The sequence below is a fragment of the Rhodoferax sp. U11-2br genome, from assembly GCF_018619435.1.
Lineage (GTDB): Bacteria > Pseudomonadota > Gammaproteobacteria > Burkholderiales > Burkholderiaceae_C > Rhodoferax.
In genome coordinates this window covers 86,357-101,931 of the sequence record NZ_JAHFZF010000004.1, presented here as the reverse complement: position 1 = coordinate 101,931, position 15,575 = coordinate 86,357, and the positions used below count along the sequence as shown (strand labels likewise).

Annotated in this window: 12 protein-coding genes; 5 read left to right on the top strand and 7 right to left on the bottom strand. The window is 59.7% G+C overall.

Annotated features, from left to right (window positions below):
- Positions 1 to 16: 16 nt before the first annotated feature.
- Together KKO72_RS04090 and mdoH are read left to right on the top strand one after the other, a co-directional pair.
- A complete protein-coding gene (locus KKO72_RS04090; RefSeq protein WP_214935715.1) occupies positions 17 to 1,582 on the top strand; it encodes a glucan biosynthesis protein G in 1,566 nt (521 codons plus the stop codon).
- Positions 1,558 to 3,561, top strand: coding sequence for a glucans biosynthesis glucosyltransferase MdoH (gene mdoH, locus KKO72_RS04085; RefSeq protein ID WP_214935713.1), 2,004 nt, complete (start codon positions 1,558 to 1,560; stop codon positions 3,559 to 3,561). Before KKO72_RS04090 ends, mdoH begins: the two co-directional genes overlap by 25 nt.
- Positions 3,562 to 3,796: 235 nt before the next feature.
- On the opposite strand, the gene KKO72_RS04080 is transcribed toward mdoH, so the two are convergent.
- The 3 genes from KKO72_RS04080 to KKO72_RS04075 all read right to left on the bottom strand — a co-directional run bounded on the left by KKO72_RS04080 (position 3,797) and on the right by KKO72_RS04075 (position 5,890).
- Complete coding sequence (locus KKO72_RS04080) at positions 3,797 to 4,843, bottom strand: L-idonate 5-dehydrogenase (protein ID WP_214935711.1); 1,047 nt, start codon at positions 4,841 to 4,843, stop codon at positions 3,797 to 3,799.
- 37 nt (positions 4,844 to 4,880) lie between these two features.
- Positions 4,881 to 5,012 (bottom strand): hypothetical protein, encoded by a 132-nt coding sequence (locus KKO72_RS21165; protein ID WP_256445063.1) that lies wholly within the window; start codon positions 5,010 to 5,012, stop codon positions 4,881 to 4,883.
- Between the two features lie 122 nt (positions 5,013 to 5,134).
- On the bottom strand, positions 5,135 to 5,890 hold the full coding sequence (locus KKO72_RS04075; RefSeq protein WP_214935709.1) for a GntR family transcriptional regulator: 756 nt from the start codon (positions 5,888 to 5,890) through the stop codon (positions 5,135 to 5,137).
- A 332-nt stretch (positions 5,891 to 6,222) separates the two neighbouring features.
- Between KKO72_RS04075 and KKO72_RS04070 the strand changes: the two genes are divergently transcribed.
- The 3 genes from KKO72_RS04070 (at position 6,223) to KKO72_RS04060 (ending at position 9,077) form a co-directional block, all read left to right on the top strand.
- Positions 6,223 to 7,128 carry a TRAP transporter substrate-binding protein gene (locus tag KKO72_RS04070; RefSeq protein ID WP_371736818.1) on the top strand — a complete coding sequence of 302 codons (906 nt, stop codon included), beginning with the start codon at positions 6,223 to 6,225 and terminating at the stop codon, positions 7,126 to 7,128.
- Positions 7,129 to 7,205: 77 nt separating this feature from the next.
- Entirely contained in the window at positions 7,206 to 7,733 is a 528-nt protein-coding gene (locus KKO72_RS04065) for a TRAP transporter small permease (protein WP_214935705.1), read from the top strand.
- 9 nt (positions 7,734 to 7,742) lie between these two features.
- Positions 7,743 to 9,077 carry a TRAP transporter large permease gene (locus KKO72_RS04060; RefSeq protein ID WP_214935703.1) on the top strand — a complete coding sequence of 445 codons (1,335 nt, stop codon included), beginning with the start codon at positions 7,743 to 7,745 and terminating at the stop codon, positions 9,075 to 9,077.
- A gap of 279 nt (positions 9,078 to 9,356) precedes the next feature.
- Here the strand turns inward: KKO72_RS04060 and KKO72_RS04055 are convergent, their stop codons facing one another.
- The 4 genes from KKO72_RS04055 to KKO72_RS04040 form a co-directional block, all read right to left on the bottom strand.
- On the bottom strand, positions 9,357 to 10,037 hold the full coding sequence (locus tag KKO72_RS04055; protein ID WP_214935701.1) for a uridine kinase: 681 nt from the start codon (positions 10,035 to 10,037) through the stop codon (positions 9,357 to 9,359).
- A gap of 82 nt (positions 10,038 to 10,119) precedes the next feature.
- Positions 10,120 to 11,028 (bottom strand): hypothetical protein, encoded by a 909-nt coding sequence (locus tag KKO72_RS04050; protein WP_214935699.1) that lies wholly within the window; start codon positions 11,026 to 11,028, stop codon positions 10,120 to 10,122.
- A 73-nt stretch (positions 11,029 to 11,101) separates the two neighbouring features.
- A complete protein-coding gene (locus KKO72_RS04045) occupies positions 11,102 to 11,515 on the bottom strand; it encodes a gamma-butyrobetaine hydroxylase-like domain-containing protein (RefSeq protein WP_214935697.1) in 414 nt (137 codons plus the stop codon).
- Between the two features lie 38 nt (positions 11,516 to 11,553).
- Positions 11,554 to 15,486, bottom strand: coding sequence for a DUF3683 domain-containing protein (locus tag KKO72_RS04040; RefSeq protein WP_214935695.1), 3,933 nt, complete (start codon positions 15,484 to 15,486; stop codon positions 11,554 to 11,556).
- Positions 15,487 to 15,575 lie beyond the last annotated feature (89 nt).

Below are 15,575 nucleotides of genomic sequence, written 5' to 3'. Positions count from 1 at the left end.
TTGCACTAGGGGTGGCATGCCATCCTTTTTTCACCCTTCTTTTCAGCGTCGTGCATCTGCCGTTTCGACCCAGTTTGTGGCCCTTCTGGTTGCCGGTCTGCTGACTCTGGCCGCTGATCAAGCCCAAGCCTGGGGTCTGGACGATGTGGCGGCACTGGCCCGTGCGCAGGCTCAAGCGCCGTTCAAACCGGCCAACCAGGCCATGCCCACCGAGCTGGCCAATCTGGACTATGACGGTTACCGCGACATCCGCTTCAACCCAGACCAGAACTTGTGGCGTGCCGACAAGCTGCCGTATGAGGCCAATTTTTTCCATGTTGGCCGACTCAGCGACATCGTTCGCCTCAACGAAATCACCGCGCAGGGTGTCAAGCCGATTCCGTACAACCCGGCAGATTTCAACTACGGGCAAAACAAGTTGTCGCCGCAGACCTGGGGCGATCTGGGCTTTGGTGGCCTGCGCACCTTCAGCAACTTGAACACGGCCGAGCACAAGGACGAGCTGGTCGTTTTCTCTGGCGCCAGCTACTTCCGGGCGCTGGGTGCCGGGCAACGTTACGGCCTGTCCGCACGCGGGCTGGCAGTGGACACCTCGGGCGCTGCGCCAGAAGAGTTTCCGCGCTTTACAGAGTTCTGGCTCGAAAAGCCGACCAACGGCGTCAAACAACTCACCCTCTACGCGCTGATGGATTCCCCGCGCATGACGGGCACCTACCGTTTTGACATCACACCGGGTGAACAGACCCGCACCGAAGTGCATGCCCGTGTCTTCATGCGTGCCACCGACAAACCCGTGGCCACCCTGGGCCTGGCACCCCTGACCAGCATGTTTTTCTTCGGTGAAAACCAGCCCCGCAAAGAAGATTTCCGCCCCGAAGTGCACGACTCCGACGGCCTGATGATCGCCACCGGTGAGGGTGAATGGCTGTGGCGGCCGCTGCAGAACCCGGGCGCGGCGATCACCACCTCGTTCAGCATGAAGAGCCTGAAAGGTTTTGGCCTGATGCAGCGCGACCGTGCCTTCCAAAGTTATGAGGACACCGAAGCGCGTTATGAGATGCGGCCCAGCGCCTGGGTCACGCCACTGGGCGACTGGGGCCCGGGCCGGGTGGAGCTGCTGCAATTTGGCATTCCCGACGAAACCCACGACAACGTGGCCGCCTACTGGGTGCCCGCCAACATGCCCCAGCCGGGCCAGTCGATAGATTTTGCCTACACGATCCACTGGCAGGGCCAGAACCAGCAGCTGCCGCCCAATGGCTGGGTGACGCAGTCACGCCGTGGTACGGGTTACCTGCGGCCCGGCGCCGAGGTGCAGGACCAACACCAGTTTGTGCTCGATTTTGCTGGCCCGGCCCTGGATGCCTTGCCCGAGGGCGCGCCCGTGCAAGCCATGGCCAGCACCAATGCCAATGGCCGGGTGATTGAAACCCTGGCCTACAAAAACCCGGTCACCGGCGCCTGGCGCATGACCCTGCGTGTGCAGCGGCTCAACCCGGCCCAGCCGGTTGAACTGCGCGCCTTTCTGCAACACAACAACCAAACACTGAGCGAAACATGGACCAACCTGATCACACCGTGAGCGCAGCCAGCCCACGCAGCACCCTGCGCGAAGTGCGGCACCCCAACGCCGTCACCGCGCCACCGATCCATCGCGGCTCGATGGTGCCGCGCCCGTGGCGTGGTTTCTGGAACAGCCTGGCCAGTGTGGCGCTGCAATCCGTGCTGAAGTTGACTGGCGGTGCGGCAGCCCAAACTGAGCCAGCCACGTCGAAGGCGACAGCGCTGCAGCCCTGGCAACACGCTGCCCAACTCCGACGCACGGTGTTTGTGCTGCTGACCGTGATCAGCACGGTGCTGGCCACCACCCTGTTCACCGACATGCAACCCGACTACGACAACGCCTTCTGGCAATACGGGCAGGCCACGCTGTTTGGCCTGTTGTCGGCCTGGGTGGTGACCGGTTTCATGACCGCGATGATGGGTTTTTACGTGATGCTGCGCGGTGACCGCCACAGCCTGTCGGCCAAACAAGTGCAGCACCACAGACTGGACGCGACCGCCCGCACCGCCATCATCATGCCGATTTGCAATGAGGATGTGTCCACCGTGTTTGCTGGCTTGCGCGCCACCTGTGAATCGGTCGCTTTGACAGCGCATGTCAAAACTTTTGACGTGTTTGTGCTGTCCGACAGCAACGACCCAGCCATCCAGAAAGCCGAACGTGCCGCCTGGGAAGAACTGCGCAGCCAGTTAGCCAACCAGCCCGACCGACCCCACGTCGAGGTCTATTACCGCCTGCGCAAACGCCGCAGCGACCGCAAGGCCGGCAACGTGGCCGACTTCTGCCGCCGCTGGGGCAAAGACTACCGCTACATGGTGGTGCTGGACGCCGACAGTGTGATGAGTGGCGACTGCCTGGTCTCCATGGTGAAGCTGATGGAAGCCCACCCCACGGCGGGCATCATCCAGACCGCCACCCAGGCCATCGGCCACGTCACCCTGCACGCCCGGGCGCAGCAATTTGCCTCACGCGTGACGGGTCGCCTGTTCACACTGGGCATGCAGTACTGGCAAATGGGCGAGTCACATTACTGGGGCCACAACGCGATCATCCGCATTGCACCCTTCATGGAACACTGCGCGCTGGCGCGTATTTCTGGCACCGGCGGCATGTCGGGCAGCATCATGTCGCACGACTTTGTCGAGGCCGCGCTGATGCGCCGCGCCGGTTACCACGTTTGGCTGGTGGGTGACCTGGTGGGCAGCTACGAACAACAACCACCGGATCTGCTGGCTGAATTGCAACGCGACCGCCGCTGGTGCCAGGGCAATTTGCAAAACTCGCGCCTGATCGCAGAGCCGGGTATCCACCCGGTGCACCGCTCGATGTTTGCCACCGGCGCCATGGCGTATCTGTCAGCACCTTTGTGGCTGAGCTTCATGACGCTGGGCACCGCGCTGTGGTTGTCGGGCTCCCCCATGGTGGCCGACTGGCTGCAGCTGCCCGGTGAACTGATGGCGCTGTGGGCTTGGACGCTGTGTATGCTGTTTTTGCCACGGGTGCTGGGCATCACCGCCGTCCTGCTCAAGGGCCAGCAACACGCCTTTGGCGGCACCGGCAGCCTGTTGCGCAGCGCCTTGCTGGAAACCGTGATTGCCCTGCTGCAAGCCCCGGTGCGCATGCTGGCACATTCGTTATTTGTGGCGGTGGCCGTCACCGGCCTCAAGCTCGAATGGAAATCGCCCCCACGCGAGGCAGCCGCTGTGCCATGGCGCCATGCGCTGGCGCAACTCGCGCCGATGAGCCTGATGGTGGTGGCGCTTGCTGTGGGTGTGGCCATGATCGACCCACGTGCCCTGGTCTGGTTGCTGCCCGTGGGCTTGCCGCTGCTGCTGGCCATCCCGATGGCAGTGGTCACCAGCCGCGTTCGGCTAGGGACAGCCATGCGCGCCCACAACTACCTGCTGATTCCCGAAGAAACCAAGTCCCCGGCGGTGTTGCGCCGCGCCTGGCTACACGCGAGCCGGCTGGCGACGCCGCGTTTGGGCCTGGCCTGATTCCTGGCTGTCTGGCCATGGCAGCCACTTGGGATGGCATGCCAAACGCGGATATCTACAGAAAATATAGCTACTGGTCCTTATAAAATAAGGGCCAGATGGCTAAAAGGCTTGCGAACTGGTGGAACCCTGCCCTGCGGCAGGGCCCCTCGGGCCGAGACAACACCGCAGGCCAGTCTGGCCCGTCTGCATGGGCGTTTGTCCAACACCCTGCAAACTGGCTACGTCGCATGGGTCAGTCGGCAAAACTCAGCTGCACCTTCATTTGTGACGAGCGATCACGGGCAATTTCAAACGCTTGGGCGATTTGCTCCATCGGCAGCGTCTTGGTGATGACCGGTTTGACATCGATGCGCTGTTCACGGATCAGGCTGGCTGCCTCTGCGTACTCGTGGTGGAAACGGTGTGAGCCCACCAATCGGATTTCTTTGCCAACCAAGGCATTGATCGGGATGTCCGCACTGCCCGTCACCCCCACCTGGACAATCGTGCCCCTTGGCCGGATCACCGGGAACGTCTGCTTGAGGACCGCGCTCACGCCCGTGCATTCAAACACCACATCGAAATAGCCTTTGTTGGCCGAGTAGTCGGCCAGCAGCCGGTCTGGTTCCAGAGCCGCATTGATGGCCACCTGCGCCCCCATGGCCAGCGCGGTCTTGAGCGGTGTCTCCGAGATGTCCATGGCCACAATCTCACCGGCGCCCGCCACCCGGACCGCACCAATCAACAGGGCCCCAATCGGCCCAGCACCGGTGACCAAGACCCGCTTGCCCATCAGGCTACCGGCTTGGTTCACCGCATGAACACCCACGGCCAGCGGTTCCGTGCAAGCGGCTTCACCCAGAGACACCTTGTCACCCATGGGCTCACATTGGTATTCCTCGGCAATCAGCCGATCACGGAACCCACCATGGGTGTGGGGCTTGCGCATGGCACTGCCAAAAAACTGCATCTCCAGGCAATGCTGCTGTTCGCCATCCAGGCAGAACTTGCATTTGCCGCAGGGCCGACTGGGGCAGACGGCAATGCGGTCACCGGGCCGCACCCGCGTGACATTGGCTCCCACCGCCTCGACCACCCCGGCCACTTCATGCCCCATGATGATGGGCTCGGTGACGCGGATGGTACCGATGCCACCGTCCCAGTAGTAGTGAATGTCGGAGCCGCAGACGCCACCGGCACCGATGCGTACCAGCACCTGCTGCGGCCCCATTTCGCCGACTTCACAGGTTTCAATTCGGACGTCCTCCTGGGCGTGGAGAACACAAGCACGTGTTTGCATATCAAAGTTCCTTTGGTTAAAACGATTGAATCTTGACCTACGCACCCTCTGCCCCATGCCACACATCGTGGACAGCCAGCGTGGTCTTGCCCGACAGCAGGTCGGTACAGGCGAGGTAGATCGGCATGGTTGGGTGATGGGCGTCGAGCCGTATGGGTGTCAGGGTCATGGTTTCACCCCAACCTGAACCCCTTTGCCTGCGATGCTCTTGATGGTGACAAGCTGACACCCCGGGCAAGTGACGAAGGTCAGCATACGCTCAGTCTTCACACAAAGGCCCCTCACATCGACTCAGTCAACAAAGTAGGAGGCTGGCGCTTGCTCACGCAAGGCCGAAAGATGTTGCATGATGTGGTTGATATGTGAGGCCACGGTCGCACCCAGACCCGCCACATCATGTGCAGCCATTTGCGCCAGGATCAGCTCATGCTCGCGCAACGCCCTCTCTGCATGGCCAGACACACCCAGCAACAACCAGCGCACCCGGTCAAACTGGCGCTTGAAAGGCTCCAGCATGGCCCAGACATGTTCGCGACCAGCAAATTCAAACAAGCGTTTGTGCATCAGCTCATCAAGCTCTGAAAACTGCGCCAGTTCACCACTTGCCACAGCCGCACGTTGCCGCTGGATGATCTGGCCAAACTCGTTCAACTGATCGCTGGTGATGGCCTGCACCAACTGCACATGGTTGGCGCACTCCAGGGTGCTGCGCACAAAGCGCCCCTCTTCGAGCATGGACAAGCGCACGGGCGCCACAAACGTACCCACCTGCCGGTAAATCAGTACCAGTTGCTCATCTGCCAACTGCGCCAGCGCCTCTCGCACAGGGGTGCGACTGACCCCCATCAAAGACGAAATCGTGGCTTCAGAGAGCGCCATCTTGGGCAACAGCTTGCCGCGCACGATGGCAGCTTGCAGTGCGTCGTGCACCTGGCCGGTGTAGGACCGCCTCAAGTCCAGCTGAAAGCCACTGAGCGCCGAGACGATCGCACCGTCAACGGCCAACGCGCTGCTCCGGGAGGCTCGAACATTGGCTCGGGTGTTCATGGTGCGTAAGGTCAGTTGGATTGAAAAGATTGCAAAATTTTATACCATGGTAGTAGACATATTTTTTTCCGAAATCTGGGGTTTACCCTGATAAAAAGCCAAAAATTAGCGTCATATACTCATTTCGCCTTATCACTGCCATGGCAGTAGAACTCTCAGGCACTCAGAAATGGGCAAAGCCAATGTCCTTGATGTGTTCAACGGCCACACGAAAACCGTTGCGTTAAACCCTTATTTAGGAGTCAAAATTGAAACTCGGTAAGACCCTTGCAGCATGTCTGACACTTGTTGCAGCAAGTAGCGCGTTCTCAGCTCAGCCGATCACCATCAAGGTGGGAGACAACTGGAACAACACTCACCCGATGGCTGCAGCCTTGGACTCGGTTTTCAAAACCCAAGTTGAGAAAGGCACCAACGGCACGATCAAGGTCGATGTGTACCACTCGGGTACCCTTGGCAATGAGGGTGACCTCTGGAGCGGCGTGCGCAATGGCACGATCGAGGTGGCCATCGTCGGCACCCCGATGAACCAAGAGTTCCCCACGATGATGATTTCCGACTGGCCTTTCCTGTACCGGGATCTGGCGCATGCCAAGAAGGTCTGGACAAGCCCGATCGCCGATGAGATCAACGCCGACTTCCATAAAAAATTCCCATCCGTTTACATGATGGGCTGGGGCCCCAACAGCGCTCGCACCTTCACCAGCAACAAGAAGCTGACGTCCGTGAGCGACTTCAAAGGGCAGAAGTTCCGCATGCCTGGCAACCCCATTCACATCGGCATTGCACAAAACCTTGGAGCCAGTGCACAGGTAATTCCCCTTGGCGAGTTGTTCAGCGCCCTGGAAACCGGCGTGGTTGATGGGCAGGACAACGGCATGGTGACGGTGGTCAGCCAGGCCCTCAACGAGGTGCAAAAGTACCTGTATGAGACCAACCACATCATCGCCACCCTGGAGATTCTTGTGAATGCCCCGTTCTTCGACAAGCTGACAGCAGATCAACAGAAGGTGATCCGCGAAGCCGCCAAGGCCACAGCGGCCAAAGCCTGGGACGACTACATCGCCAGCGTTGACAAAGACCGCCAGTTCCTCAAAAGCAAAGGGATGACGGTGACGCCCACATCCCCAGCTGATCGGCAAAAGATCATTGACACGATCAAACCGCTGACCGACAAGCTGTATGCAGAACAGGCTTGGGCTAAAGCACTCACGGACAAGATCCGCGCGGTCAAGTAAGAACATCCATTGATGCCTTGGAGGAGTCCCGGTGGCAGGACCACAGGGCCTCTTCCGTGCGCTTCCTGAAGCTTAGTATGAGTAAATTCAACGCACTTTTCCGGGGTATAGAAGTGATGATTGCCTTCTTTCTGGCGGTCATGATTGCCCTGGTTTTCCTCAATGTGGTGCTGCGCTACTTCTTTTCCACCGGGTTCACCTGGTCCGAAGAAGTGGCCCGCCTGTGTTTTATCTACCTGGTTTACCTCGGCACGATCGGCGCCATGCGTGACAACCAGCACCTTGGCCTGGACAGTGTCTTGTCGCGCTTGCCAGGGAACGCCCAGAAAACCATCTTTCTCCTGGTTCAGGCCGGGATCATCTGGGTCATGACGGTTCTGACCATGGGCAGTTGGCAACTGGTGATGCAGAACCTTGGCGATCGGTGGGTGGCTACACAGTACCCCGTGTATCTGGTTTACGCGATTGGCCTGATCACAGGTGTCTCAATCATCCTCCTCGCGCTGGCGAACATTTATCGTCTGATCGTGCTCAAGATCTCTGTCAATGAGCTTGTGTCGATTCGCGATTCATCCAGTTCGGAACAGATGGGCAACATTCATTAAGAGACCGCCATGACCCTTGTTATCTTATTTATGGTCTATCTGTGCGGAGCCATGATCCTTGGGCTTCCGATTGCCTTTTCACTGATCTTTGGTTCCGTTGCGACCGCTCTCCACATGGGTGGAACGGCCACCAACCCACAGATTGTGGCCACACAACTGATGCGTGGTGTTGACAGCGTGAGCATGATGGCTCTGCCCTTCTTCATCATTGCCGGTGAGTTGATGAACCGTGGCGGCTTGACCAAACGCATCATCTCGTTTTGCAACATCTTTGTAGGCGGGCTGCGCGGCGGGTTGGGTTATGTCACGATCCTCGCCTGCCTGATCTTCGCCAGCCTGGTCGGCTCAGCGGTTGCCAGCACCGCCGCCCTTGGCGCGATCCTGATCCCCATGATGGCCGACGCCGGTTACAACCGCGCCAAGGCAGCCGGTCTTGTGGCTGCGGGCAACATGGTGGCCCCCATCATGCCGCCGTCGGTTCCGATGATTGTCTATGGCGTTGCCGCGGGCGTCTCGATCAAGTCCCTGTTTCTGGGAGGCATCGCACCAGCCCTTTACCTGACCATCATCATGAGCCTTTCATGGTTCCTGATTTCGCGTAAGGATGCGCCGCCAGCCAACCCACTGAAACTGTCATCCAAGGAAAAGCTGCAGATTTTCTTGAGTGGTCTGTGGGCCCTGCTGTTGCCGGTGATCATCATCGTCGGACTCAGGGGTGGAGTTTTTACCGCCACCGAAGCGGGGGTCGTTGCGGTGGTGTATGCCATCCTCGTGGGCGTCTTTGTGTACCGCGAACTCTCACGCAAGGACATGTACCAAGCCCTCATCAGTGCGGCAAAAACGTCCGCAGTGGTCATGTTTCTGGCCGCAACCGCCCAGGTGGCTGCCTACTTCATGACCATCGCCCGCATGCCACAGCTGATCACGTCTGCCTTGGATGGGTTGGTGGACAGGCCCTTGCTGATGAATGTCATGCTGATGGTGGTGGTGCTGCTGGTGGGTATGGCCATGGACGTGGTGCCGACGATCCTGATCCTGACGCCCATTTTCCTGCCCTTGCTCAAGGCGGGTGGCATTGATCCGGTCTACTTCGGCATCATCTTCACGCTGGTCAATGTGCTTGGTTTGCTGACACCGCCCGTCGGGCCGGTGCTCAATGTGGCCTGTGCTGCCGGGAAAATCAGGATGGAAGACATTCTGAAGCCCACCATGCCCTACTTCATCGCCCAATGCATTCTGCTGTTCATGATGACCTTGATCCCCGAGATGATCCTGTGGCCGCTGGAGTGGATTGGTGGTTATGTACCACGCGTGCACACCCCCTCATTGCTGGATTTTTTCTAAGCGACGCCAGGTCTTTCTGACCATGCCAAAGAGGGTGCCAACTGGCACCCTCTTTTTTTCGACGCGCTCGCCATGGGCATTTTCTTGGGATGGTGAGTTTGCCGGACTATCTAAAAAATATAGCTATCCGCCCTTATAGATTAAGGGCAAGAAGGCAAAAAGGCTTGTGAATCAGGTGACTCGCTGGCGTTCACCCAGCCCCTACATGTTGACACTTGGACGCCTGTATCCAAGTGCGCCAAGCCATAAGGTTGCCTATCGCTCCTTGCATGGAGGCGATCACAGGGGCGCATGGGGCATGGCATCAGCGACCGTGGCGACGTCGCCCGCGTTCAGAGGCCACCGATAGTTGTACAGCGGGTCCACGTGAACGACCAAGTCTGCCGATGAGATCAATGGACGGACAATGGCACAAAAGTCTTGCCACTCCTGTTCAATCCTGGTCTGCGCATCAGCGGGGGCCATGCCCCTTTTCTGCATGTTTGCGCGGTAACGCATGAGACGCAAGTTCGACTCATCGGCGTCGAGAAAGACCTTCAGATGCATCCACTTGGCGATGCCAAGGTGAAACGCGTGAATGCCCTCAACGACGAGGACATCGCTAGGGTTGACCACTCTTTGGCTCACCTGCTTTGTTCCCGTCCTGTTGTCGTATGGATGGTGCGCGAACGGTTCTCGCACAACAAATTCCCGAATCGCAGAATCAAGGGCATGGATGTTGATCGATCTCGGGTCAAAGCCGCTCATGCCAAGCGCATTGCGTTCTGACCGGTCCTTCATGAACGCGTCCGTTGAGATCGCGTCGCCGGAGACACCGAGTTGAGCCAAAGCGTCGCAGAGTTGACGAGCCACGGTCGTCTTTCCGGTATCTGCCCAACCGCATAAGGCCACAATCAGCGGCGGGGCATGGGTGGTGAGTTGGGTCTGTATCAGCCCGGCAAGCGCCTGAGGGAAGTTCATGTTTGGTTCTTTGGCGGCGCAGGACGTGGCGTGTGATGTTGAACTCAGTAGAGAAAGGGTGGCGACGTTGGTGCGATCCAAGCTACTTCAACGCCGAAACATCCATCTGGAAAGTGACGGGGTAGGTGGCTGCCCACTTTGACCAGCGGCGAGAGCCCGCTTCGGAGACTGCCCATAACTTGCCATCCGCGTCGAAGCCTAGATCCTCGATCCCGATGACCATGTCAAACCGTGACTTGATATCTCCGGTTTTGGCATCGAGTTGGTACAGGGCGCCGTATTTGCTATTGCTGCTTGCCAACCAGAGCGACCCGCTTGCATCACATGCCATGCCATTGGCTTCGGTGGGAATCGGAATCGTGGCGAGCGCCTGATCTTCCCTGATCGCGGCCTTGCCGTTGAACTGGTCAAAAATGTCGAGGCTCAGTCGATGCGCTTTCGCTTTGGCTGCCTCCTTTTCAGAAGAGCCGATCCACAAATCCGTGCCATCAAAGTCGACAAACGAGCCCTTTAATGCGCCCGCCAGCTTGACGACCGACACCAATGCGTCCTTGGTGTGTTGTGACGCCAGAGCACGCGCCAGATCAATCTTGTAGAGCGTTCGGGTGTCTGCCACAACCAACATGCCGCCGCCAAGCATGACCAGGCCACCCGCATGACCGCAGTCTGGCGGCAAATCGAAGTAGCCCGTGGGTGTCCCATCCTTGGTTGAGACACTGAACACCCTGCACGGGCCGTGATTGACCTTGGGGTCTGTGCTGTTGTATCCCGAGACCAGAACCGTACCAGCCAGGTAGGTGAGCCCCTGAGGAACATAACCGTCGTCCAGGCCAGGTGCCCAAAGGGTCCGGCGGATGGCTTGTTCATTGGGCACCGTGCTCAGGCCACCTGAGATGTAAGCGGGCTTGGGGCCCAACGTGTCGGCCATGGATGACATCGTCACACCCAGTGCTGCCATCAAAGTGCATGCCATCAATCTCAGCAAGAGCATGGTCCACTCCCATGACGTTGACAATCACCCACCCATGGTCAGCGCGCTGCAGCCCACCCCGGACAACAACCCCTCAATGACTGGCGCAGCTCCCGCCCGCTTTCTCGGGCATCGGGTCGTCGCGCTTGACGCCAGCAGCTTCGAGCTGGGCAAAGTAGTCCTGCCACAGCTTGTCCTGCTGCGAACCCAGCAGGTACAGGTAGTCCCAGGAGTACAGGCCGGTGTTGTGGCCATCTGAGAATGTGGGTTGCACCGCGTAGTTGCCAACCGGCTCGATGGCCACCAGATCGACGTGGCGTTTGCCGGTTTGTACGGTTTCCTGACCTGGGCCGTGGCCCTGCACTTCGGCCGAGGGGGAACACACGCGCAGCAGCTCAAACGGGATGCGAAAACGGGCGCCGTCCGAGAAGCTGATCTCCAGCACGCGCGAGGCGCTGTGCACCGTGATGTCTTCTGGGGTGGGGCTACCTGCTTGCAAACCGGCCATGGGGTCTCTCCTTGTGTGTCTGTGGACAAAGCTGGTGCTTACACCAGCACCCGCTCGATGCCGCCGCCGTTGGCCAGCTTGACGTAGTCGGGCATCCACTGCTCGCCCAGGATCTGTTTGGCCATTTCGACCACGATGTAGTCGGCCTCCAGCAGCCCGTTTTGCAGGTCTTCACCATAACGGTTCAGGCCTTGCAGGCAGGCCGGGCAGCTGGTCAGGATCTTGAGGTTGTCTTTGGCACCCACACCAGCCTGCTGGCGCAGCTGGGCCTCGCCCTTGCGGATTTCTTCTTCCTTGCGGAAGCGCACCTGGGTCGAGATGTCGGGCCGGTTCAGCGCCAGCGTGCCCGACTCGCCACAACAGCGGTCCGACAGCAACACCTGATCCCCCAGCAGCGCCTTGACGGTTTTGAGCGGCTCTTGCAGCTTCATCGGGCTGTGGCAGGGGTCGTGGAACAGGAAAGCACCGGCGTTACCCAGAGTGATGCCTTTTTCGAGCAAATACTCGTGGATGTCGATGATGCGGCTGCCTGGGAAGATCTTGTCAAACTCGTAACCCTGCAGCTGGTCGTAACAGGTGCCACAGCTCACCACTACGGTTTTGATGTCGAGGTAGTTGAGTGTGTTGGCCACCCGGTGGAACAACACCCGGTTGTCGGTGATCATCTTCTCAGCACGATCATTGTCGCCGCCACCGCGCTGCGGGTAACCACAGCACAAGTAACCGGGCGGTAGCACGGTCTGCACCCCGGCATGCCACAACATGGCCTGGGTGGCCAGCCCCACCTGGCTGAACAGGCGCTCGGAGCCACAACCCGGGAAATAAAACACCGCCTCGGTCTCGGCCGTGGTCGTCTGCGGGTTGCGGATGATCGGCACGTAGTCTTTGTCTTCGATGTCGAGCAAGGCACGCGCAGTGCGTTTGGGCAGGCCACCGGGTAACTTCTTGTTGACGAAGTGGATCACCTGTTCCTTGATCGGTGCGGTCCCCAAGGTGGCGGGTGGCGCCTTGCTTTGTTTGCGGCCCGCCAACTTGAGCACATCGGCGGCAAAACGTTGGCCGCGAATCGCCAGGTTGACCATGATGGAGCGCGCCAGCTTGATGGTCTCGGGGTTGGTGGCGTTGAGCATGAACATCGCCGCGCTACCTGCCGGGCGGAAGCTCTTTTTGCCCATTTTGCGCAGCAAGTTGCGCATGGCCATCGACACATCGCCAAAGTCGATCTTCACCGGGCAGGGGCTCAGGCACTTGTGGCACACGGTGCAGTGGTCGGCCACATCCTCAAACTCTTGCCAGTGTTTGATGCTGACACCGCGGCGGGTTTGCTCTTCGTACAAAAAAGCTTCGATCAGCAGCGAGGTGGCCAGGATCTTGTTGCGCGGGCTGTACAGTAGGTTGGCACGCGGCACATGGGTGCTGCACACCGGTTTGCATTTGCCGCAACGCAGGCAGTCTTTGACACTGTCGGCAATCGCGCCGATGTCGCTCTGCTGCATGATCAGCGACTCGTGCCCCATCAGACCAAAGCTGGGGGTGTAGGCATTGGTCAGGTCGGCATAGATGAAATCAGCCTCAAGCCCTTTCTCCACCTGGGGTGATAGCTCTGTATTTCGGAGTAACTTGCCTTTGTTGAAACGCCCCTCGGGGTCAACCTGGGCTTTGTAGTCAATGAAGGGCTGCAACTCGGCGTCGCTCAGGAACTCCAGCTTGGTGATGCCAATGCCGTGTTCACCCGAAATGACCCCGTCCAGGCTGCGCGCCAGCACCATGATGCGTTTGACGGCGCCGTGTGCGGCCTGCAGCATGGCGTAGTCGTCGCTGTTGACAGGAATGTTGGTGTGCACATTGCCGTCACCGGCGTGCATGTGCAAGGCCACCCAAACGCGGCCCTTGAGCACACGCTGGTGGATGGCGCTGCATTCCTTGAGGATGGGCTCAAACGCCTGGCCGCTGAAAATTTGCTGCAAGGGCTGGCGCAGCTGGGTCTTCCAGCTCGCGCGCAGGGAGTGGTCTTGCAGCTGGCTGAACAGCGGCTCCACATCACGCAGCCAGCCCGACCACAGGGTGCGCACCTCGGTCAGCAGTTCCAGCGCCTCGGCCACGCGGTCTTCCAGCATCTCGGTCGCCGAGACCTCGCTGGTGGCATCGAGTTGGCCCAGCTTCAGATTGCCTTGCGTGAAATAGTCGGCCAGCGCGTCACACAGCGCCAGTTTGTTCTGCAGACTCAGCTCGATGTTGATGCGCTCGATGCCGTCGGTGTATTCACCCATGCGCGGCAGCGGGATCACCACGTCTTCGTTGATCTTGAAGGCGTTGGTGTGTTTGGAAATGGCTGCGGTGCGTTTGCGGTCGAGCCAGAACTTCTTGCGTGCTTCCGGACTGATCGCAATAAAACCTTCCCCATGGCGGGAGTTGGCAATACGCACCACCTCGCTGGTGACACGGGCCACGTCGTCGGCGTTGTCACCGGCAATGTCACCAAACAACACCATCTTGGGCACGGTGCTGCTGGAGGCAGCCTGCGCTTGTCCGCCCTTCTTCGACTTGGTGGCATAACCCACGGCTTTGAGATAACGGTCGTCCAGATGCTCCAAGCCAGCCAGCAGCACACCACTGCGCTTCTGCTCGGCGAACATGAAGTCCTTGATCTCAACAATGCTGGGCACCGCGTCCTTGGCGTTGCCAAAGAACTCCAGGCAGACGGTGCGAGTGTGCGCAGGCATCTTGTGAACCACCCAGCGTGCGCTGGTGATCAGGCCGTCACAACCTTCTTTCTGGATGCCGGGCAGGCCGCTCAGGAACTTGTCGGTCACGTCCTTGCCCAGGCCTTCCTTGCGGAAGGTTTTGCCGGGAATGTCCAGGCGCTCGGTACGCAGCTTGGTTTTGCCGTCGGCCTTGAAATACTGCAGCTCGAAGCTGGCCACCTCCACATCATGGATCTTGCCCATGTTGTGGTTGATACGGGTCACCTCAAGCCACTCGGCCTGCGGTGTCACCATGCGCCAGCTGGCCAGGTTGTCGAGCGCGGTACCCCACAACACGGCTTTTTTGCCGCCCGCGTTCATGGCGATGTTGCCGCCAATACACGAGGCCTCGGACGAGGTCGGGTCCACCGCAAACACATAACCGGCTCGCTCGGCCGCCTGTGCCACACGGTCGGTCACCACACCGGCCTCGGACCAGACGGTGGCCACCGCATGGTCCAGACCTGGCAGCTGGACCATCTCAACCTCGGTCATGGCCTCGAGCTTTTCGGTGTTGATGACGACACTTTTCCAGGTCAGCGGAATCGCGCCGCCGGTGTAACCGGTGCCGCCGCCACGCGGGATGATGGTCAGGCCCAGCTCGATACAGCCCTGCACCAGGAGCGCCATTTCGGCCTCGGTGTCGGGGGTCAGCACCACAAACGGGTATTCCACACGCCAGTCAGTGGCGTCGGTCACATGGCTGACGCGGCTCAGGCCGTCAAACTTGATGTTGTCTTTGGCGGTGAGTTTGACCAGCAGGCGCTGCGCCTTGCGCCGCAGTTTGGTGGTTTCGACAAAACTCTCATCAAAGGCCCGCACCGCTTTGTCGGCGGAATCCAGCAACTGGCCCACCAGGGCGTCGCGCTCGGGGTCAGACTGGGCATTGCGGCGTTTCTGGATTTCGTTGAGCCGGTGCTGCAGCGCCTGCACCAGCAAGACCCGGCGTTTGGGGTTGTCCAGCAGGTCGTCTTGTAGATAGGGGTTGCGCTGCACCACCCAGATGTCACCCAGCACCTCGTACAACATCCGCGCCGAGCGGCCTGTGCGGCGCTCTTCACGCAGGCGGTTCAGCCAACCCCAGGCCGGTTCGCCGAGCAGGCGGATGACGATTTCGCGGTCGGAAAACGAGGTGTAGTTGTACGGGATCTCGCGGATGCGCAACGGCTCAGGCGATGCAATCACGCTGGCTGGCAACAAGGACTTGAGCTGGGTGGGAGCGTTCATGGGTGATGTGGTGGCCGCCAAAAACGGCATGGCCGCGCCCGGTCAAAGACGCGTTCTGGCTGGGTTGGCGATGTTACCGCAGCGCAGCA